This is a genomic window from Micromonospora sp. NPDC051227, assembly GCF_044455385.1.
GTDB lineage: Bacteria > Actinomycetota > Actinomycetes > Mycobacteriales > Micromonosporaceae > Micromonospora.
Genome location: NZ_JBITET010000001.1, coordinates 778,787 through 798,249, shown reverse-complemented (window position 1 = coordinate 798,249; position 19,463 = coordinate 778,787). Strand labels below are relative to the sequence as shown.

Annotated in this window: 17 protein-coding genes and 1 pseudogene; 9 read left to right on the top strand and 9 right to left on the bottom strand. The window is 70.2% G+C overall.

What is annotated here, in order from left to right; genetic code table 11:
* Positions 1 to 35: 35 nt before the first annotated feature.
* Entirely contained in the window at positions 36 to 1,391 is a 1,356-nt protein-coding gene (locus ACIA47_RS03670) for a glycoside hydrolase family 6 protein (protein WP_396705166.1), read from the top strand.
* Between the two features lie 50 nt (positions 1,392 to 1,441).
* Here the strand turns inward: ACIA47_RS03670 and ACIA47_RS03665 are convergent, their stop codons facing one another.
* The 3 genes from ACIA47_RS03665 to ACIA47_RS03655 all read right to left on the bottom strand — a co-directional run bounded on the left by ACIA47_RS03665 (position 1,442) and on the right by ACIA47_RS03655 (position 3,042).
* Positions 1,442 to 2,389, bottom strand: coding sequence for a hypothetical protein (locus ACIA47_RS03665; protein ID WP_396705164.1), 948 nt, complete (start codon positions 2,387 to 2,389; stop codon positions 1,442 to 1,444).
* Between the two features lie 46 nt (positions 2,390 to 2,435).
* Positions 2,436 to 2,747, bottom strand: coding sequence for a hypothetical protein (locus ACIA47_RS03660; protein ID WP_396705162.1), 312 nt, complete (start codon positions 2,745 to 2,747; stop codon positions 2,436 to 2,438).
* A gap of 103 nt (positions 2,748 to 2,850) precedes the next feature.
* The gene (locus ACIA47_RS03655; RefSeq protein ID WP_396705160.1) at positions 2,851 to 3,042 is read right to left on the bottom strand and encodes a hypothetical protein; all 192 of its coding nucleotides are present in this window, start codon (positions 3,040 to 3,042) and stop codon (positions 2,851 to 2,853) included.
* A gap of 412 nt (positions 3,043 to 3,454) precedes the next feature.
* Between ACIA47_RS03655 and ACIA47_RS03650 the strand changes: the two genes are divergently transcribed.
* Positions 3,455 to 5,755, top strand: coding sequence for a M14 family zinc carboxypeptidase (locus ACIA47_RS03650; protein WP_396705158.1), 2,301 nt, complete (start codon positions 3,455 to 3,457; stop codon positions 5,753 to 5,755).
* Positions 5,756 to 6,026: 271 nt separating this feature from the next.
* Here ACIA47_RS03650 and ACIA47_RS03645 read toward each other — a convergent pair whose 3' ends face one another.
* The 5 genes from ACIA47_RS03645 to ACIA47_RS03625 form a co-directional block, all read right to left on the bottom strand.
* Positions 6,027 to 8,153, bottom strand: coding sequence for a ThuA domain-containing protein (locus tag ACIA47_RS03645; protein ID WP_396705156.1), 2,127 nt, complete (start codon positions 8,151 to 8,153; stop codon positions 6,027 to 6,029).
* A 329-nt stretch (positions 8,154 to 8,482) separates the two neighbouring features.
* Entirely contained in the window at positions 8,483 to 8,836 is a 354-nt protein-coding gene (locus tag ACIA47_RS03640) for a VOC family protein (protein ID WP_203119828.1), read from the bottom strand.
* A gap of 73 nt (positions 8,837 to 8,909) precedes the next feature.
* Positions 8,910 to 9,896, bottom strand: a complete 987-nt coding sequence (locus ACIA47_RS03635; RefSeq protein WP_396705154.1) for a BtrH N-terminal domain-containing protein — start codon at positions 9,894 to 9,896, stop codon at positions 8,910 to 8,912.
* 181 nt (positions 9,897 to 10,077) lie between these two features.
* Entirely contained in the window at positions 10,078 to 11,292 is a 1,215-nt protein-coding gene (locus ACIA47_RS03630) for an RNA polymerase sigma factor (RefSeq protein ID WP_396705152.1), read from the bottom strand.
* Complete coding sequence (locus tag ACIA47_RS03625) at positions 11,292 to 11,657, bottom strand: YciI family protein (RefSeq protein WP_396705151.1); 366 nt, start codon at positions 11,655 to 11,657, stop codon at positions 11,292 to 11,294. The genes ACIA47_RS03630 and ACIA47_RS03625 overlap by 1 nt, the downstream gene beginning before the upstream one ends.
* A 346-nt stretch (positions 11,658 to 12,003) precedes the next feature.
* On the opposite strand from ACIA47_RS03625, the gene ACIA47_RS03620 reads away from it, so the two are divergent.
* The 3 genes from ACIA47_RS03620 (at position 12,004) to ACIA47_RS03610 (ending at position 14,296) form a co-directional block, all read left to right on the top strand.
* Positions 12,004 to 13,233, top strand: coding sequence for a cellulose-binding domain-containing protein (locus ACIA47_RS03620; protein ID WP_396705149.1), 1,230 nt, complete (start codon positions 12,004 to 12,006; stop codon positions 13,231 to 13,233).
* Positions 13,234 to 13,375: 142 nt separating this feature from the next.
* Positions 13,376 to 14,017: a GNAT family N-acetyltransferase gene (locus tag ACIA47_RS03615; RefSeq protein ID WP_396705147.1), complete on the top strand. Its 642-nt coding sequence runs from the start codon at positions 13,376 to 13,378 to the stop codon at positions 14,015 to 14,017.
* Positions 14,018 to 14,149: 132 nt separating this feature from the next.
* On the top strand, positions 14,150 to 14,296 hold the full coding sequence (locus ACIA47_RS03610; RefSeq protein ID WP_167393644.1) for a hypothetical protein: 147 nt from the start codon (positions 14,150 to 14,152) through the stop codon (positions 14,294 to 14,296).
* Positions 14,297 to 14,383: 87 nt separating this feature from the next.
* Here the strand turns inward: ACIA47_RS03610 and ACIA47_RS03605 are convergent, their stop codons facing one another.
* Positions 14,384 to 14,779 (bottom strand): CGNR zinc finger domain-containing protein, encoded by a 396-nt coding sequence (locus tag ACIA47_RS03605; protein WP_396705352.1) that lies wholly within the window; start codon positions 14,777 to 14,779, stop codon positions 14,384 to 14,386.
* Between ACIA47_RS03605 and ACIA47_RS03600 the strand changes: the two are divergent.
* The 4 genes and pseudogenes from ACIA47_RS03600 to ACIA47_RS03585 all read left to right on the top strand — a co-directional run.
* Positions 14,756 to 15,265, top strand: a pseudogene (locus ACIA47_RS03600) (MFS transporter); the annotation flags it as partial. The gene ACIA47_RS03605 and the pseudogene ACIA47_RS03600 sit on opposite strands and share 24 nt — an antisense overlap.
* 79 nt (positions 15,266 to 15,344) lie before the next feature.
* A complete protein-coding gene (locus ACIA47_RS03595) occupies positions 15,345 to 15,929 on the top strand; it encodes a hypothetical protein (RefSeq protein ID WP_396705145.1) in 585 nt (194 codons plus the stop codon).
* Between the two features lie 67 nt (positions 15,930 to 15,996).
* Positions 15,997 to 18,024 (top strand): hypothetical protein, encoded by a 2,028-nt coding sequence (locus tag ACIA47_RS03590; protein ID WP_396705143.1) that lies wholly within the window; start codon positions 15,997 to 15,999, stop codon positions 18,022 to 18,024.
* 138 nt (positions 18,025 to 18,162) lie between these two features.
* Entirely contained in the window at positions 18,163 to 19,389 is a 1,227-nt protein-coding gene (locus tag ACIA47_RS03585; RefSeq protein WP_396705141.1) for an RNA-guided endonuclease InsQ/TnpB family protein, read from the top strand.
* The last annotated feature ends 74 nt before the right edge of the window (positions 19,390 to 19,463 follow it).

The window sequence follows — 19,463 nt, the reverse complement described above, 5'->3', positions numbered from 1 at the left end:
GCCGGCGCCGTTCAAGTTCCGAGAGGGCTACCACCATGACCATGTCACGCCGGGAACACGTACCCGTTTGGGTTCGGCCGGTCCTCGCCGCCGCCGTGTCCGTACTCGTCCTGGGGGTGCTCGCCGCCGCCGGTCCAGCCAACGCCGCCGATCCGCCGCACCGGGCGGCCAACCCCTATGCCGGAGCCCAGGTCTACGTCAATCCCGAGTGGGTCGATCACGCCACAGCGGAGCCCGGCGGCGACGCGGTCGCCGGACAGCCGACAGCGGTGTGGCTGGACCGCATCGCCAGGATCGAGGGAGACGACGGGAGGATGGGCCTGCGCGAGCACCTGGACGCCGCCGTGGCACAGCACGCCGACCTCGTCCAGTTGACCCTGTACAACCTGCCGGCCCGCGACTGCGGCCGGCAGGCCCCGCAGGGTGAGCTGTCAATCGGGGACCTCGCCCGGTACCGGGCGGAGTTCGTCGATCCGATTGTCGAGATCCTCGCTACTCCCGACTACGCCGATCTGCGGATCGTCGTATTCGTCGAGCCGAACTCGCTGCCGGATCTCATCGTCAACACCGGCAACCGGTACGCGGCCACCCTGGCCTGCGAGGAGGCGCTGGCGCGCGGCACCTACCAGCACGGGATCGGGTACGCCCTGGCCCGGCTCGGCAGCGTACCCAATGTCTACTCGTACCTGGACATCAGTCACCACGCCGAAGTCGGCTGGCCGGAGGACTCCGGTCCGCTGACGGCGCTGCTGTCGCAGGCCGCGACCACCGCCGGCAGCACGGCGGCCGATGTCCATGGCTTTGTGGCCAACACCGCCAACTACTCCGTCCTGCACGAGGAGTACTTCCGCGCCGACGATGTCGTCAATGGCCAACCGGTGTACCAGTCCAAGTGGGTCGACTGGAACCCGTTCATCGACGAGGTGCCCTACGCGCGACACCTGCGGGGTCTCTTGACGGGGGCGGGCTTCTCCGCGAATGCGGGTGTGGTCGTCGACACCTCACGCAACGGCTGGGGCGGCCCGAGCCGACCCACTGGCCCGGCGCCCTCGGGCGATCTGAACCGTTACGTCGACGGCAGCCGGATCGACCGGCGGGCAGCGATCGGGAACTGGTGCAACCAGAGGGGTGCCGGCCTCGGGCCGCGTCCGGTCGCCGAGCCGGAGCCAGGCATCGACGCCTACGTCTGGGTCAAGCCGCCTGGCGAGTCCGATGGCGTCAGCGGCAGCCCGAACGCCGGCCAACCGTACGAGCCGTTGTGCGACCCGAACTACCTGCCGCCTCGCGGATCCGCGTACGACACCGGTGCGATGCCCGGTGCCCCGCCGCTCGGAGAGTGGTTCCCGGCGCACTTCCGTCAACTGCTGGCCAACGCCTGGCCGCCCCTGTGATCGTCGTTTCACACCGACACGGCGACGCCGACCCGGTTAGGCTGCTCAGCTCAGCTCAGCTCCAGGACGGGCCGGGTCAGGATCTCTTCGGCGTACCCGTCGTCGGAGGCGAGCCACTGCCCGAAATCCTCGTCCCGGTAGGCGGTCGCGAGGGCGAGCCACCCCAGGAAGAAGCCGCTGCCGCCGCAGGTGGTGCTGCCGCCGTCGCCGCCGCACACGATGGCGCGCTCGGTGGTCGCCTCGTGCTTGTACGGATCTTGCCCGATCGCCAACCCCCACAGGTTGGTCTCGCTGTGTATTCCGGTCTTGTAGTCGAACGGGTAGCCGTCGTTGGGGCAGTCATCACCCCAGCGGAACAGAGTCGTCGCCCCCGCTCCACACGCCCACTCCCACTCATCCGCGGTCGTCGTCCGTAGGCCGGCGCTCGCGAGCTGGGCCATCGCCTCGTCATGGGACACGTCAGTGCTCGCTCGGGCCCTCGTCACCCGCCCGGTCTGGTCGAACTCGACGCTCAGCCCGCCGGCAGACCGGAACGTGCTCACCCCGTCGAGCTGATCCCCTGCCGACGCGATGAGTTTGAGCACCCGGGGGTCGTCCGGCGCCAGCGGAACCTCACACGGGTCGAACGCTTCCACGGCGACCAGCATCGCTGGCACCTCGACGCTGCGCACCGACGAGGTCATCGCGTCGACGTACTCGGCCATCGGTGGAAGGCCGTACTCCGCAGCGCTGTCGGCGTAGCTGGCCAGCTGATCCGAGGTGGGCTGGAAACGGGCCGCGTCGTGACCGAGCGTCGGTCGGCCGCCGGGCACCAGCGCGAACCGCATCCCGTCCCGCTCGAACAGCGCCACCCGGTGCGACCGCCCCGCGTACACCGTGTCCTGAAGGCCGACCGGCACGGTCAGACCGTGCCGGTCGGCGATCTCCTCAGCGAGCCGGTGGGCAGCACCATCGGAGAGGTCGTTCCACTGCGCATAAGTGAGATCGGCGTACGACACCACGCAAGAATAGGACCGGACGTTCTGCTCCCGCAGGCGCGAAACGTCACGTGCCAAACGCGTAGCCGCCGGGTCGGACCGGGTAGCGGGAAAGGTTGTACGGCGCGGTGTCGATGCAGTAGCGCTTGGCGGGTCTCGTCGGATCGCCGCCGGCCTGGAGTGTCTCGATCTGGTCGGCTCGACCCGGACCACCCTCAATGATCTTGATAGCGAAGACGTGGTTGACCATCGGGCTGCCGCCGGCCGGGACGACAGCGGTCACCAGTGCGGTGTCGCCCACCACGCTGATGCACGTCACCTCGGCCTGCCCCTCGCTGGCCACGCTCCCGTCGGGCTTCGCGTGCCGGAAGCGGAACACGCCGTGGCCTGTCCCGTGGCGGTCGACCCAGCCCACGACGCCGAACCGGATCTGATGACCGAGTGTCCCGGACTCGTCGTAGACGAGGCCACCGACGCCTGATTTAGGGCCGCCCCGCGAGCGCCGCGGGGATCTCGAAGACCAGGTGCAGCGGGAACGCGACCACCAGGAGCAGCGCGGCTACGGCCCAGCTACCGAGGGTCGCCCGGGTGCCGGCAAACCGGACCGTACATCCGAACACGGCACACGCCAGCGCCCACGCTCTGACGCGGTTCGGTTTCGCAACGACGGCCATGGACCTACGATCGCCGGCTGCGGATCGATTCTCCTCCCCGACAAACGGGGAGGCGCTCCCTCCGCCGGGGGACAGGCTGACCGGGGTGCGGACGCGGGCGGTGCGGGGCCGGCGACGGTCGCCTCAAGGAATGCTCAAATTCGATCGACGTCAGCCGCTGAAGCCGCGAACGCACATACGCTCACCGGACCGGTCCGCCGGCAATCACCCGTCGTAGGCAGAAGGAGGGGGAATGCGGCGATCACAACGGCGCATCGCGCTAATCGCGCTGTCCACCCTGGTGGGTAGCATCCTCGTGACGACCGGCCCTGCGGGCGCGGATCCCACGGGGCCGTCAGCCGCCGCCAGCCGATCCCAGCCTGAAGATCGTGAGTCGGTACGCCTCGTACACATCAGGCTGACCGGTGCCGACATGCTGGACAAGGTGGCCGCGGCCGGCTTCGACCTCGAACACGGCCTCCGGCGCGTGCCGAACGGCATCGAGGGCGAAGCGGTGGTGACCGCCGAGCAGGTCACCGAACTCACGGCGATGGGCGTCGAGTTGCTCGGCGACGACGCGGGCTTCGCGTGGAGCAACGAGGCCGACGGTGGCATTGGCATCGGCGCGGCCAGCGCCCGGGCGGCCCAGCCGGCGAACCACGACGCGACGGTACGCGTGGTCCGCGCCGACTGGTTCACCACAAAGGGTCAGGGCTTCCTCTACGTCGAGGCGCGGACCACCGAGGGGCAGCAGGCGGACCCGATCGTCGAGATGCAGGTGGAGAACGACTCGGGGAAGGGCACGCCGTTCGGCTTCGCCCGGACGATGAGCCGGTTCGTCGACTCCGGGCAGTACATGTTCCACCGGAACCTGTTCAAGCTCGACGTGCGCCCCAACAAGATCAAGCTGACCAGTTCCACCGGTGGCGTCGCGACCGGTGTCGTCTCCAACTGGCTGGAGGACGCCCCGCCGCCGCTGACGGCGAACCCGTCCTACAAGTCGGACTTCGTGGACGGCTACCGGCACCCACAGCAGCTCTACGGTCGCGCGAAGGAAATCGCCCGCCAGTACCCGGACATCGCCGAGATCGTCTACCTGCCGAACCAGACGAACGGGTACCAACGCAAGGCGCAGGCCCAGATCGGTGGTACCGGGCAGGCGGCGGTCGTCGTCACCTCGGCGGCGTGGGGTCACCAGGGCGGCAACGACATCACAGTGGACTTCGTGGACCGGCCGGACCCGGATCTCCCGCTGGCGGTGGAGGTCACCGGCAAGGCGGTTCGTGTCCTGCTCGCCACGGGCTCCTCGGGTGCGCCGACGAGCACGGCCGCCGAGGTGGCCGAGGCGCTGCGGACCCGCTCCGCGGGGCTCATCGATCGGGCGCACCCGTACCGCACCAACGAGGGCACCGGCATCGTCGCTCCGACGGCCGGCCCGGTCGCGCTGACCGACTTCCTCGACCAGAAGCGCGTCGGAGCACCGGAGGGCGAGGTGCCGCGAGGCCCCGCGACGATCCCGGTCCTGCGGATCGGCAAGCACCGTGACGGTAAGAAGCCTGGTGTCCTCATCCAGGCGCAGGACCACGCCCGCGAGTGGGTGCCGGCGACGACCAGCCTGGAGTCGGCCGAACGTCTGGTGCACAACTACCGGTCCGACCGGGAGACGAAGAAGATCGTCGAGAACACCGACGTCTTCTTCATCCTGTCCAACAACCCCGACGGGGCGAACTACAGCTTCTACAACTTCGCCTCGCAGCGTAAGAACATGACGAACCACTGCCCGGACGCGAGCGCCGATCCGGCGCAGCGGAACTCCTGGGGCGTCGACCTGAACCGGAACTACCGGGTCGGGTCGGGCCACGACGGCTACGCGGGAGGGTCGACCAACTGCGTCAGTGGCACCTACCAGGGGCCGGGGGAGCTGTCCGAGCCCGAGTCGAAGAACATCATCTGGCTGGTCGAGAAGTACAAGAACATCAAGTTCATGATGTCGGTGCACTCCAACGGTGGCCAGCTCTTCTGGCAGCCCGGCGCCTACATCGCGGACGGCCGGATCACCACGCCGCGTCCGCCACTGGGTGACGAGGCGTTCTACTGGCAGTCCGCCGCCCGGATCCTGTCGCAGGTCAAGGCGCACCGGGAAACCGTCGTCACGCCGGAGAACGTCGGCGGATCGTCCGACGTCCTCTACTCCTCGGCGGGCAACGTACGTGAGGACCTGTACCACACCTACGGGATCTACGCGTTCGGCTGGGAGGTCGGGGGCTCCGTCTACAACCCGGCCACCGGCGACTGGCAGGGCGGTTCGTTCCAGCCGGAGTGGGACGGAAACCCTGAGCTTGTCAGTGGTCACGCCGAGACGATGGAGTACGCCAACGGGATCATGGAGATGTTCCGGGTCGCGGCGGACTGGGGCAGAGACAACAAGAACCCGACGTCCCGATTGGTCCCCGGTGCGGGGCGCTACTCCGGGCCCGTCGACGTGCACTTCGAGACGAGCGAGCCGGCCACCATCTACTACACGACCGACGGCAGCCGGCCCACGCTCGAGTCGCCCCGCTACGCGGCGACCGAGTTCCGGGAGCCGGGGCAGGTGTTCCACGTGACCGAGACGACGACGTTCCGTTGGTTCTCGGTCGACAGCGCCGGCAACATCGAGAAGAACTACGACCCGACGAAGAACGACAAGCGCGACAACTACCGCACCGCGACGATCAGGATCGCCAAGAGGTAGCGCCCCACGACAATCGTTGCCCCGTCGGTGCGGACCGTCCGCGCCGACGGGGCAACTTCTCGACGAAGTCGCGTCGGTCAACCTCGTCGGCCGGCACAGTCTTGCGCGTTCGCCCAGGCCATGTGCGGCGCCGACCTGGCCTGGCGGCGGGAGTTGGCCGGGAAGACCGTTGCTGACGTCCGGGGCGACGTCGAGCGCGGGCACCCCGAAGCTCCAGCCAACACCCGCGACAGGATCGTGGAACTGCGCTAGACCGTGGTCCGGCCCACGGTCAGCGGCCGTGCACCTCCAGCTCCCACAGCGAGTAGCCGTACGCGGGCAGGGCCCGCTGGGTGCCCTGGACGCGCAGGTAGCGACCGGTCGCCGAGACGGCGATGTCGTCCACGCCGCCGTCGCCCGTGGTCGTGGTGTGCACCGGCGACCAGGTGACGTTGTCCGGGGAGACCTGGATCTGGTACGCCCGCGCGTAAGCCGCCTCCCAGGTCAGCCGGACCCGGTCGAGGGTGCGGGACGCGCCGAGGTCCACCGCGATCCACTGCGGGTCGGCGTACGCACTGCCCCAGCGGGTGGCGGTGTTGCCGTCCACGGCGTTGCCCGCCGCGTGTGTGCTGCCCGGCTCCACGCTGGACGTGGTGACCGGCCGGCCCCGGGAGAGCAGAGTGCCGCTGGCCGCGGTGCCGTAGACGTTGAGGTCCCACAACGAGTAGCCCCACTGGGTGGCGCGTTGGGTGCCGTACACCCGCAGGTAGCGGCCGGTGCCGGTGACCGTGAGGTCGTCGACGCCGCCGTCTCCGGCGGTCGTGGTGTGCACCGGCGACCAGGTGACGTTGTCCAGCGACACCTGGACCTGGTACGCCCGCGCGTGGGCCGTCTCCCAGGCCAACCGCACCCGGTTGATCGCGTACGTGGCACCCAGGTCGACGGTGATCCACTGCGGGTCGGCGTACGCGCTGCCCCAGCGGGTGGTCGTGTTGCCGTCCACGGCGTTGCCCGCCGCGTGCGCGCTGCCCGGCTCGACGCTGGACGCCGTCACCGGCCGGCCCTGGGCCAGGTCGGTGGCGGGTGGCTCACTCGGACCGTCGGTCCTGATCCGCACGTTGCGGTAGTTGATGTCCATCCCGGCGCCGTCGTTCTGCAACCCGATGTAGCCGTTGGTGATGGCCCGGCTGCTGACGTAGTCGTTGATCTTTACGCCGTTGAGCCAGATCTCGACCCGCTGGCCGTGCACGCCGATCTCGTAGGTGTTCCAGGAGCCGGGTGGGTTCAGCGCCGCCGCGCGGGCGGCCTGATTGGGTGCCTGGAAGCTGTAGACGCTCCCGGTGGTGCGCGTCGGGTCACCGTCGGTGGCGTCGATCTGGATCTCGTGACCGGCGGCGACCGGGGCCCACGGGTCGTCCTGCGGATCGGGGAAGCCGATGAAGACCCCGCCGTTGTCGTCGCCCGGCATCATCCAGTCGACCTTCAGCGAGTAGTTGGCGAAGGTGCGCACCGGGTACCAGAGCAACCCCATGCCACCGTTCGATGTGAGGGTGCCGTCGGCCAGGGTGAACCCGCCCGGCCCCGCCTGCCGCCACTGCCCGAGGCTGGCCTGGGTGCCGTCGAACAGCGGGGTGTAGCCGGGCTCCGGCCGGCAGTCGGCCGCCACCGCCCCGGCTGCCACCTGGATGCCGCCCAGCAGCATGCGGGTGAAGTTCGGGTCGGCGTAGCTCTGCTCGGTGTGGCCGAGGCCGGTGTACCAGGAGCGTCCGCCGCCATAGCTGTGGCACCAGGTGATCGGGTGGTCACCACCCATCGACCCACCCGTGTACGACGACTCGTCGAGGCTGGCCAGCACCTTGACCGCCGAGCGAGGGTTGGTCCGGTAGTTGTACCACTCGTCGGTGCGGGTCCAGGCCGACGGCAGGTGCGCGGTCGAGGCGTTGGCCCGGTCCTCGACCCGCACTGTCGCCTGCTGGGTGGCCGGGTGCGAGGCGAAGTACCCGCCGACCAGCCCGCCGTACCACTGCCAGTCGTACTCGGTGTCGGCGGCGGCGTGCACTCCGACGAAGCCGCCGCCAGCGGCCAGGTACGCCTCGAACGCGCCCTGCTGGCCGGCGTTGAGCACGTCGCCGGTGGTGCTGAGGAAGACCACCGCCTGGTACTGGGCGAGGTTCGCCGTGGTGAAGGTCGCCGCGTCCTCGGTGGCGGTGACGGTGAAGCCGTTCGCCGCGCCGAGCTGCTGGATGGCGGCGATGCCGTTCGGGATGGAGGAGTGCCGGAAGCCGGCGGTCTTGGAGAAGACCAGGACCTTGCCCAACGGTGCGGCCCCGGCCGGGGCCGAGGTGACCGTCGCCGCACCGGCGGCGAGGGTGAGTCCGGTGACGGCGGCGGCGAGCGTGCGGATGGCGCGTCTACTCATTGCGGGGCTCCTTGTGGCCGCGGTCGCCGGCCCGGCCGGCCCGACGGCGTCGACAGCCCCGGCGAGCAGGGCAGCGAGCGCGATTCGTAGCGGCGGCGTCAACTTCATCGACACGATCTCCTCTGGATCGTCGCGGATGCAGGCCTCGCACCCCGGGGAGTGCCCCGGTGTGCCCACGTCCGCCGAAACGAGGGCGATGTCGAGACGACGCGGAGCGGTGCCACCGTGCCGGGTTGACGGCAACCGGATAAGCATCGATCCACACCGTTGATGTGCAGTTAACATCGGACGTCTGTGAGGGTCAATCCCTCGGGATTGTCGAGATCACCTCAGGCGCGGTGAGCCGCCACGTTGATGACGTTGCCGTCCGGAGCGCGGACGAAGAACCTGCGCACACCCCACGGCTCGGTGGTCAGCGGGTGCACGATCTCGTAACCGAGCCGCTGTGCCTCGGCATAGGCGCCGTCCACGTCATCCACCTGCACGCTGATGACCGAGTCCTCGGGTGCGGTCGCGTCGCCGGAGACCAACTGCACGGCCACGTCGGGGTCGGGCGAGGTGTAGCGGGCCACCCAACCCAGGTTGAATGCCTCGGTGCTCAGACCGAGAAAGTCCGTGTAGAAGCCCTTAGCGGCGCCGACGTCAGCCACCGGAAGGTTGGGCAGGATGCGGATGACGCGCATGGGGACCTCCAGCTCAGGCGATTGGGCCCTCCTGATTATCCCGAATATCGGCAGGACAACGGCCCGCGCCGCCTCACCTGCCGATGCCGGACAGGATCTGCATCGCCTGGCGTTCCCGGTCGGCGAGCTCGCTGAGGATCGCCGAGGCGAGGGTGAGTTGGTCCTGGTCACCCGTCTGTCCGGCTGCCGCGATGTGGTGGGAGACCTGGGTCCAGAGCGGGGCGATCTCGCCGTACATCTGGTGACCGAGGCGGAGATCGGCGTCGTCGACGATGGTGGCGCATTCGGCGAGAAAGTCGCGGTACATGGCACGGAACAGCCCGCCGCCGGTCCCGCCGTGTTCCATCAGCGTCGCGGCCAGCGGGAGGTCACGCGACGGGTCGCTGGAGCGGTCGAGCCATCGGGTCACCTGCCGGGCCGCCTTGGCGATGCCGCGGTGGCCCAGGTTGGCGATGGGCGGGTTGAGGAAGGCGTCGGCGTTGCCGCGGATGCTGGCCCGAATGGCGGCGTCCAGATCCGGCGGGCCGCTCGGGCTCGCGACGGTGTAGGAGAGGTGGCGGGCGGTCATCGGCCCGCGTTCGTTGCGGGCCCGCGCCAGGCTCGTGAGCGTGGTGGTCACGGCACCGCCCTGCTGGGCCGTGTCGATCAGGTAGGCGTGGGTGTCGTCGTAGCCGTACATGGCGACGAAGTGGCCGCCGAAGTGGACCTTCGTGGTGAAGTAGTCCAGGTGGTACGAGTCCAGTTGCAGGCCGACCGGGCGTCCGGCGGCGAGGGAGCCGGCGACGTTCTGCCAAGCCCTACCAGGTGAGGCAGTCTCCTGGACCTGCAACGTAAGGCTCAGCCGGTCGGCGACGGTCCGGGTGATCGTGGTCGGCTTGGTACGGCCGCCGAGGAACGGAAAGGCCATGCTCTTGGCGTCCCAGTAGACGAATCCCAGCCCTTCGCCGAGGCCGAACAGCATGGGCTCGGACAGGTCGAGGCCCTCGTGGCGCAGCAGGGCACCGAGCGTCGTGGTCTCACAGTGCTGACCGGCGGGGAACTCCAGCTTCTCGATGATCATCCGGCTTCCTGGTCTGGTGTTCGGCCGGGCCGGCCAGGCGGTCTGCCGAATGAACTGCCGGGCCGGGGACGGTAGCGGCGATGCCAGCGGGGCGACGATGAGCACCGACGATCGGATCGTACGGGCCCGAGAGATCTATGAACGAGCGGCCTTCGGGGTTCGGTCGGCGGAGCTGGAGCAGTCAGCTCAGCGCGGCCGCCCTGCCGACCAGCACCGCGCGTTCGCGCCGATTGGCGCAGAGCCGAGCGGCCAGTTCCAACTCGGCGCGCGCCTCCGGAAGCCGGCCGAGGCGGGTGAGCAGCTCGCCGCGTACGGTCGGGACGAGGTGTGACCCGGGGAGCCGGTTGGAGGCGATCAGCTCGTCCACGATGGCCAGGGCCGGCGTCGGACCTGAGGCCATGGCGATGGCGACGGCCCGGCTGAGTTCGACCACCGGCGAGGGCGCGATCCGGCTGAGAGTCTCGTAGAGCCGGACGATCCGGGCCCAGTCGGTCTTCTCGACCGAGGGTGTCGACGCGTGCGTGGCCGCGATCGCGGCCTGTAGACCGTAGGGTCCGAGGCCGCGCTGCGATGCCCTGGCCAGCGCGGCCAGCCCACGGCGGATCGTCGGGAGGTCCCACAGCCTGCGGTCCTGGTCCTCAAGGAGGATCGGGGTGCCGTCCGGGTCGGTCCGGGCCGGGAAGCGCGCGGCCGTCAGCTCGCACAGGGCGAGCAGGCCGTGTACCTCCGGCTCGTCCGGCTGGAGCGCGGCAAGTGTGCGGGCCAGCCGGATCGCCTCGTACGCCACGTCGGGGCGGAGCAGCCGGTCGCCCGACGTGGCCGTCGACCCCTCCGTGAAGATCACGTAGAGGACGCTGAGCACACCGCCCAGCCGCTCCCGGCGCTCGCCGGCCGGCGGCAGTTCGAACGGCACCCCGGCCGCCGCGATCGCCTTCTTGCCCCGGGTGATGCGGGCCTGCACGGTCGGCACCGGCACCAGGAACGCGCGGGCGATCTCCTCGCTGGACAGGCCGCCGACCACCCGCAGGGTCAGCGCCACCCGCGCCTCGCGGGAGAGCACCGGGTGGCAGCTGACGAACATCAGCGCCAGCACATCGTCGTCGATCCGGTCGGGGTCGATCTCCTGATCGAGTGCGGGATCGGCCGCCAACAGGGCGTATCGCTCCTGGAGGGCGACCCGGCGGCGGATCGCGTCGATCGCCCGCCGCCGGGCCGTGGCCATCAGCCAGCCGGCCGGATTGGCCGGAGAGGCACGCGGCCAGGACACCAGCGCCTCGGCCACCGCTTCCTGGGCGGCGTCCTCGGCCAGCCCGAAATCACCCGTGAACCGGGTCAGCGCGGCCACGATCCGCGCCGACTCGATCCGCCAGACGGCCTCGACGTCGGCCGTACCCATCAGACCTGGCCGTTGCTTTCGCCGCCCTGCGGGACCTCGTCGGCCTCGGCCACCCGCCGGACCTCGATCTTGGACCCGCGGACCGCGGGGACCCGCGTGGCCCATTCGACCGCCTCCTGTTTTGTGGCGACATCGAGCAGGAAATAGCCGCCGAACAACTCCCTGGTCTCGCCGTATGGACCGTCGGTGACCACCGGTGCCTCGCCGCCGAAGTCGACCACGACGCCCTGGCGCAGATCGTCCAGTCCTTCGGCCGTGACGAGGACGTCGGCCTTCATCATGTCCTCGATGAACTGGCGGGTGGCGGCCATCATCTCGTCGAGGTTGGCCATCATGGCCGCGTTCGTCTCATCGGTGCCCCGCATGCATTTTCCTTGTCCCTGCCCGCGGTCTTGCACTTGCTGTCCCGACATAAGGGGCATCCCATCTAAGTCGACAACTGAAACTGCATGATCGACGCGGCTGAGGAGCGTCACCGACGCTTGATTCAATAGGCGTTCGTCAATAGATTGAGGGTGGGCGCCGCCGGGGTCCGGGGGACCGGGCTGTCGGCGGCTGACAGGTCCACCCCGAGCCGGGCTTTTCGGTCGTACGCACGACCGGTCGCTGTGGCGCACCGCCGCGCCACATCCAGGGCACGTTGTCGCGCCGCGTCCGTCCGGGACGCGCCGCCGTGCCGCCTCCGCTCAGCTCGATGGCAGAAGGACCCTCATGACGATTTTCCGTGCCCGCTCCGCCGCGACCCTGCTGGTCGTCGCCGCGCTGGCCGCCGCCGCGACCACCACCGGAGCGGCCCTGCTCAGCGGCCCGGCCGCAGCCGCCCAGGGCTGCCGGGTCGACTACACGCCCAACCAGTGGCCCGGCGGATTCACCGCCACCGTCAAGGTCTCCCCGGGGGACGCGGCCGTCTCCAGTTGGACCGTCACCTGGACGTACGCCGGGGACGAGCGGGTCACCAACGGCTGGAACGCCACGGTCAGCCAGTCCGGCTCGACGGTGACCGCCCGCAACGCGTCGTACAACGGCAGTATCCCGGCCGGCGGCTCCACCGAGTTCGGGTTGCAGGGCGCGTACGGCTCCAGCGGTGGCGCGCCGACCGGGTTCAGCTTGAACGGCGTACCGTGCAACGGCGCCACGCCTCCGCCGACCACGCCTCCGCCGACCACGCCTCCGCCGACGACGCCGCCACCCACCACCCCGCCACCCACCACGCCTCCGCCGACCACCCCGCCGCCCACCACCGAGCCGCCGACCGGGTGTGCCGGTGCGGTGCTCTGCGACGGCTTTGAGGGCCAGACCGGTTCGACGCCGTCCGGTGACTGGGCCGTGGTGAGCCCGGACTGTTCCGGCGCTGGTACCGCCACCATCGACACCGCGACCACGCACAGCGGCAGCCGGTCGGTTCGGATCAACGGCGCCGCCGGGTACTGCAACCACGTCTTCATCAGGTCCACGAAGAACCTCAGCAGCGTGGGCAATGTCCGATACGGCCGGGTCTGGGTCCGGCACACCACCGCCCAACCCACCGAGCACACCACGATGATGGCGATGGCCGACGCCGCCGACGGCAACAAGGACCTGCGGTTGGGTGGCCAGAACGGCGCCCTGCAGTGGAACCGTGCCTCCGACGACGCGACCCTGCCCGAGCAGAGCCCGGCCGGGGTAGCGCAGAGCCTGCCGTTACCCACCAACCGGTGGACCTGTGTGGAGTTCATGGTGGACGGCGCCGCCGGCCAGCTGCGTACCTGGGTGGACGGCACCGCCATTCCCGGGCTGACCGCGGATGGCGCACCGACGCACGACATCGACGGCCAGTGGTACAACCGCACCTGGCGGCCGCAGCTCACCGACCTGAAGCTGGGCTGGGAGAGCTACGGCGGCGGGGCCGACACCCTCTGGTACGACGACGTCGCGGTGGGGTCCAGCCGGATCGGCTGCTGACCCGTCGGAATCCGACGAGCACCGTCACGTCGCTGAACCCGGCAGGGGTGTGACCCGCAACTGGTCACACCCCTGCCGCATATCATCGACCCGTTTGGGCGGCCGAGCCGAGACACCGCGTCCGGGACCGAGGAGAACGATCATGGACCGCACGTTGGCCCACATCCTGGACGCGGTGGCGCACGGGCACTTCCCGCCACCCGACGGCAGGACGACAGTGGTGTCGCAGCCGAGCCGGCGTGACGCCGGAGTTATCGCCTTCACCGGACACTCGGTGGTGTTCACCGACGAGGACCCCGAGTGGGTGAGTCGTACACTGGCGACTCTCGACTGCGATGCTCTGGCGGCCACGATGAATCCGCGTTTTCTGGGTGCGCTGCTCGACCGCACCCGGCGGTCCATGGACACGATCGATCTGCTGACCGTCGCGAGTTGCCTTACCGGGCCGCCGCCACTGCGGCTGACCGAGCTTGCGGACGGCGATCATCCCCGCGAGGCCAGGGCCCGTCGTCGCCGTGACGACGTCCGCGTCTGGGCCGCTGATGGTGGGGTGGTCGTTCTGGGCCGCGGGGTGGCCGGCCGTTGGGAGGCGGCGATAGAGGTCGACGACGAGCGTCGCCACCGGGGCCTGGGACGGGCGCTGGCGACGGCCGCCCGACATCTGGTGCCCGACGGCCAGCCGGTCTGGTCCCAGCAGGCCGCTGGGAACGCGCGAAGTGTGCGCGCCTTTCAGGCGGCGGGGTTCCGGCCGGTGGGCGCTGAGGCGCTTCTTCTCCAGACGTAGTCACCGCACCGGACGACCGCCTGCGCCACTGTGGACCGGCCCGCGGCCAGCATGACGTTTCCGTGATCACGTCCGTGGGCATCTCGGCGGGGAGATTCACTCGCCAGTCATTTCCTGATCGAGGAGAGCACCATGTCTGCCCAGGCATTCCTCTACATCGTCGCCGTCATCCTCATCGTTCTCGCTGCCCTGCCGCTGCCCACGAGGGGTGTCTCGCTCGCGCTTCTGGGTGCCGCCTGCGCCCTGCTCGCCTACGCCTGGCCGGTGATCACCGCGTGACCTTTCCGTGAGTCATCGTTGGCGGGGTCGGTGGCCGGCAGCCTGAGCACGATGGGGCTGTCGGCCACGACCGTGAGTCTGGTGTCCTCAGGGGGCCGGGGTGCGCCGTCGCTGGCGGTACGCGGCCGCCTTTGCGCGGTCTCCACAGCCGCGCATGCCGCACCAGCGCCGCCGCGCGCCGCGCGACCGGTCGACAAACGCTCGGGTGCAGTGCTCGTCGGCGCACCAGCGGAGGGCCGGACGGTCGTCGCTGGCGTGCAACTCCAGGCAGTCGCGGGCCAGGACAGCCAGGACGGCGCCCAGGTCGCCGTCGCGGTGCACTCCGTCGGCCTCAAGGCGCAGCGCGGGTAGCGGCTCCGCCGCGGCCGCATTGACCAGCTCACGGTCCGCCGTGATCGCCTCGGTGCCGTTGATCAGGGCTTGAACCAGGCGGAACATCGCCCCTCGGAGCGCCTTGACGTGGCTCAGCCCGGCGTCGTCCACAGCTGGCGGTCGCGTACCGGCGACGAAGGCGCACGTGTCGCGCTGGTGATCCTCGCCCTGGACCGGACCGACAGCGCCGCCGTCGGCGGAACGCTGGTCGCCACCCTGCTCCTCCCACACGTCGTGGCTGCGCCCCTGACCGGTGCGCTGGTTGACCGGTCGCGACGGCCGGCAGCCGTGCTCGCCAGCGCGATCGCCGTCTTCGCCGCTGCCCTCGCGGCCTCGGTCGCCCTGCTCGGTCACGCGCCGTTGTGGCAGACCTGCCTCGTCCTCGCGATGGCGGGGTGCTGCGGGCCTGCGCTGACCGGCGGGCTGACCAGCCGACTGGCCGCACTGGCCGGCCCCGGGCGGGAGGCTCGCGCCTTCGCGCTGGACTCGTTGACCTACAGCGTTGCCGGCATGCTCGGGCCGGCGACGGTGGGGCTGGTGGCGGCGGCCGCCAGTCCGAGCGCCGGCATCTTTGCGCTCACAGTGGCAGCCGGGCTCGGCGCCCTCGGTGTCGCATCCCTCCGCCTGGTCGCCTCCGCCACGGTGGAGCAGACACGATCGGCCGGCCTGTTCCACGGTGCCCGCGCGGATCCCGGCCCTGCGGACGATCACACTCGCCACCAGCTTCGGCCAGCTTGGCCTTGGTGGTCTGGCCGTCGTCGCCACCACCCTCGCTGCCGCTGCGCACGAACCCACCCGAGCTGGGCTGCTCCTCAGCGTGACCGCCGGTGGCGCGTTCGTGGGATCGCTGCTCTGGGCATGGCGGCCGCTGCCGGCGTCCCGCGCGCCCCGGGTGACGGTCTGGGCCATGGCTGCGGTCGGCGTACCGCTCGCGCTGGCCGCCGCTGTGCACTCCCTGGCACTGGCCGCAGCGCTGTTCGCGCTGTCCGGGCTCTGCACCGGACCGTACGCGGCCGCGCTGTTCCTGACCCGGAATCAGCTGGCCGGGGCGATCCGTACCCAGGTCTTCACCATCGGCGCCGGGTTGAAGGTGGCGGCCTCGGCGATCGGCGCCGGGCTCCTGGGCCTCGCCGCCCCCCTGTCGGCGAGCGCCCAACTGCTGCTGGTCGCCACCTTCCCGATCGTCGCGGGGATCGTGGGCAGCCTGCTGTCGCAGCGCCGCCCACGAGCGGGTGCGGACGGACACATCCACGCTTGCTGAGTTTCTTTCACAAGCGTAGGAAGAACACCACCCATCGATCCGCCGTCCAGCGTCGAAGGAGATGCGGGTGACCACCTCCAGAGGGCTCCGTCTCGCCGTGTCCGTGCTGGTGACCGCGGGCGCCGTCCTGCTCGGCACGGCGGCCCCTGCGGCACCGCCAACCGCGCCGATCGGGCAGCCGTCCTGCGACCCGATCGACCCGACCGCCTGTTTGCTGCCGTTCCCGAACGACTACTTCACGGTGCCGGACCGGAGCAGCCCCACCGGCAAGCGGGTACGGTTCGCCGCCGCCGCGATGCCCGCCAACGTGCAGGGGACCCCGATCGACCCGACGGAGTGGAACCGGCAGGACGGGTTCAGTCCCGGCTCGCCGATCCTGGTGCGGGTACCCGGCCTCGACGCGCCGGCGACCGGGATCGCGCCGGTCACCGACATCGGTCGTTCGCTGGCGCCGGACGCGCCGATCGTGCTGCTGAACACCCGGACCGGTGAGCGCACGCCGTACTGGGCCGAGCTGGACGCGCACGCCGCCGGTCAGCCCGACCGGCAGTTGCTGATCATCCGGCCGGCGGTGGCGCTGACCGAGGGCACCCGCTACGTCGTCGGGCTGCGCGGCCTGCGGGACGGCAACCGGGCGTTGATCCCGGCGCCGAAGGCGTTCACCGCGTACGTGACCGGTGCCGGCCTCAAGCAGCGGGACCCTCGGGTGCCGCAGCTGAAGCGGATCCTCAGCGAGCTGACCCGGACCGGCGTCAGTCGGCACAGCCTCTACCTGGCCTGGGACTTCACTGTGGCCAGCCGGCAGGGGCTGACCGGCCGGATGCTGGCGGTCCGGGACGACGCGTTCGCCGACCTCGGCCGGGCCGCGCCGTCGGTCACCGTCACCCAGGTGACCGATTATGCACCGGCGCAGGATCCGCTGATCGCTCGGCAGGTGACCGGCACCATCGGCGTACCGTCCTATCTGACCGGCGACGGCGGGCCCGGCTCCCGACTGCACTACGGCCCGGCCGGCGGCGCCGGTACGCCGCCCACGCCGAACGCTCTGCCCACGCCGTCCGGCGCGACGGTGGCGGCGGACTTTGTCTGCAACATCCCGCGCAGTGCGTCGGCCGCGAGGCCGGCGCACCTCTCGCTCTACGGCCACGGACTGCTCGGTCGACCAACCGAGATCAACGCCGGCAACGTCAAGACGATGTCGAACACCCACAACTTCACCTTCTGCGCGACCAGTTGGATCGGCATGGCCGCCGCCGACGTCCCCTATGTGGCTGGCGCCTTCACCGACCTCAGCGTCTTCCCCGCGGTGGCGGACCGGTTGCAGCAGAGCTTCCTGAACTTCCTCTTCCTGGGTCGCGCGATGATCCACCCGGCTGGGTTCGCCGCCCACCCGGCGTTCCGGGACGCCACCGCCCGGCCGCTGATCGATCGCGTCGGTGGGCTGCACTACGACGGCAACAGCCAGGGCGGCATCAACGGAGGTGCCCTCACCGCCATCGCCCAGGACTGGACCCGGTCGGTGCTCGGCGTACCGGCGATGAACTACTCCACGCTGCTGCAACGCAGTGTGGACTTCGCACCGTTCCAGACCGTGCTGGACGGCTACTACCCGGACACTGTCGACCAACAGCTGATCCTCGCGCTGCTGCAGATGTTGTGGGACCGGTCCGAGGCCAACGGGTACGCCCAGCACATGACCGACCGGCCACTACCGCGCACCCCGGCGCACCAGGTGCTGATGCACGTGGCCTTCGGCGACCAACAGGTCTCGCCGGCCGCGGCGGAGGTGCAGGCACGCACCATCGGCGCGCGCCTGCACACCCCCGCGCTCGCCGACGGCTGGTCACTCGACGTGCGGCCGTACTGGGGCATCACGGCGATCCGCCGCTACCCGTACACCGGCTCGGCGATCGTGATCTGGAACAGCGGCGCGGCCCACGCGCCACCGCCGACCAACCTCGCCCCGGCCGGGCCGGAGTTCGGCGACGATCCGCACGAGTTCCCCCGCGCCCAGGCCGGGGCCCAGAAACAGAAGGCGGTCTTCCTGCTCACCGGCAAGGTCGTCGACGTCTGCGCGCGAACACCCTGCCCGTGACGCCCGGGCCGCCATCCCGGCGGGTCGGCGCGCGCTACCGAGATGCAGGCTAGTGCGCCGCCCTTCAGGCGGTGGTGAAAGCCCGCGCGGAGGGCCGCCAAGGCCCGAGCGTGCCCCGGAATGTCTCCCGGATCGGCCATGAACCGATGGCAGACTGTGGTGGTGCTGCTTCGGTTCAACTTCCGCGTCTACCCGACCTCGGGCCAGCAGGAAGCGTTGGCGCGGGCGTTCGGGTGCGCGCGGGTGGTGTTCAACGATGGCCTGCGCGCACGTCAGCAGGCGCGGGAGGCTGGTCTGCCGTATGTGACGGACGCGGAACTGTCCCGACAGGTCACGGCGGCCAAACTCATCCCGGAGCGTGCGTGGCTGGGTGAGGTGTCGTCGGTGGTGTTGCAGCAGGCCCTCGCGGACCTGAACACCGCGTACCGCAACTTCTTCACCTCAATTTCCGGCAAGCGTAAGGGCCGTACGGTGGCTGCGCCTCGGTTTCGGTCCCGCAAGGACAACCGGCAGGCCATCCGGTTCACGGCCAACGCCCGGTTCAAGGTGCTGGACAACGGACGGCTCCGGCTGCCGAAGATCGGCGACGTGCAGGTGCGCTGGTCGCGGACGCTGCCCGCCATGCCGACGTCGGTGACGGTGATCCGGGACGGGGCGGGTCGGTACTTCGCGTCGTTTGTCGTGCAGACCACCGACGCACCGCTGCCGGAGACGGACTCCGAGGTGGGTATCGACCTGGGCCTGACGCACTTCGCGGTCATGTCCGACGGCACGAAGGTCACCGCGCCGAAGTTCCTGCGTCGCGCGGCACGCAAACTGAAGCGGTTGCAGCAGGACCTGTCCCGCAAGACCAAGGGCAGCAACCGGCGTAAGAAGACGGTGGTGAAGATCGCCCGCGCCCATGCGCGGGTGGCCGACACCCGGCGAGACTGGCAGCACAAGCTGTCCACGGCGATCATCCGCGACAACCAAGCGGTGTACGTCGAGGACCTGTGCGTGACCGGGCTCGGCCGCACGCGGCTGGCAAAGTCGGTACACGACGCCGGGTGGACGCAGTTCACGGCCATGCTGGAGTACAAGGCTGCCCGCTACGGGCGCACCTTCGCCCGGGTGGACCGGTTCTTCCCATCCACCCGGATGTGCTCGGACTGCGGCCGCGTCACCGACAAGATGACGCTCAATGTTCGTACGTGGGTCTGCCCGTGTGGCAGTCACCACGACCGGGACGTGAACGCCGCCAGGAACATCAGGGCCGCCGGACGGGCGGACCTCAACGACCGTCGAGCGCAGATAAGACCGGCATCCGTGCCGGCACCGCGCAGCGAAGCGGTAACCCACCGGGAGCTAATCCCTTCGAGGATGTAGCAGACCGGAATCTCCGCCTCTCAGGGCGGAGAGGACGTCAATACTACCGCGACATCGCGCTTTCCTGAACTCAC

Excerpts from the sequence above, each read along its gene's own strand:
- ACIA47_RS03610 (WP_167393644.1), top strand. The coding sequence starts at position 14,150 with ATGTCTGCCCAGGCATTCCTCTACATCGTCGCCGTCATCCTCATCGTT.
- ACIA47_RS03635 (WP_396705154.1), bottom strand. The coding sequence starts at position 9,896 with ATGATCATCGAGAAGCTGGAGTTCCCCGCCGGTCAGCACTGTGAGACC.
- ACIA47_RS03630 (WP_396705152.1), bottom strand. The coding sequence starts at position 11,292 with ATGGGTACGGCCGACGTCGAGGCCGTCTGGCGGATCGAGTCGGCGCGG.
- ACIA47_RS03670 (WP_396705166.1), top strand. The coding sequence starts at position 36 with ATGACCATGTCACGCCGGGAACACGTACCCGTTTGGGTTCGGCCGGTC.
- ACIA47_RS03640 (WP_203119828.1), bottom strand. The coding sequence starts at position 8,836 with ATGCGCGTCATCCGCATCCTGCCCAACCTTCCGGTGGCTGACGTCGGC.
- ACIA47_RS03650 (WP_396705158.1), top strand. The coding sequence starts at position 3,455 with ATGCTGGACAAGGTGGCCGCGGCCGGCTTCGACCTCGAACACGGCCTC.
- ACIA47_RS03655 (WP_396705160.1), bottom strand. The coding sequence starts at position 3,042 with ATGGCCGTCGTTGCGAAACCGAACCGCGTCAGAGCGTGGGCGCTGGCG.
- ACIA47_RS03625 (WP_396705151.1), bottom strand. The coding sequence starts at position 11,657 with ATGCGGGGCACCGATGAGACGAACGCGGCCATGATGGCCAACCTCGAC.
- ACIA47_RS03615 (WP_396705147.1), top strand. The coding sequence starts at position 13,376 with ATGGACCGCACGTTGGCCCACATCCTGGACGCGGTGGCGCACGGGCAC.
- ACIA47_RS03585 (WP_396705141.1), top strand. The coding sequence starts at position 18,163 with ATGAACCGATGGCAGACTGTGGTGGTGCTGCTTCGGTTCAACTTCCGC.
- ACIA47_RS03645 (WP_396705156.1), bottom strand. The coding sequence starts at position 8,153 with ATGAGTAGACGCGCCATCCGCACGCTCGCCGCCGCCGTCACCGGACTC.
- ACIA47_RS03620 (WP_396705149.1), top strand. The coding sequence starts at position 12,004 with ATGACGATTTTCCGTGCCCGCTCCGCCGCGACCCTGCTGGTCGTCGCC.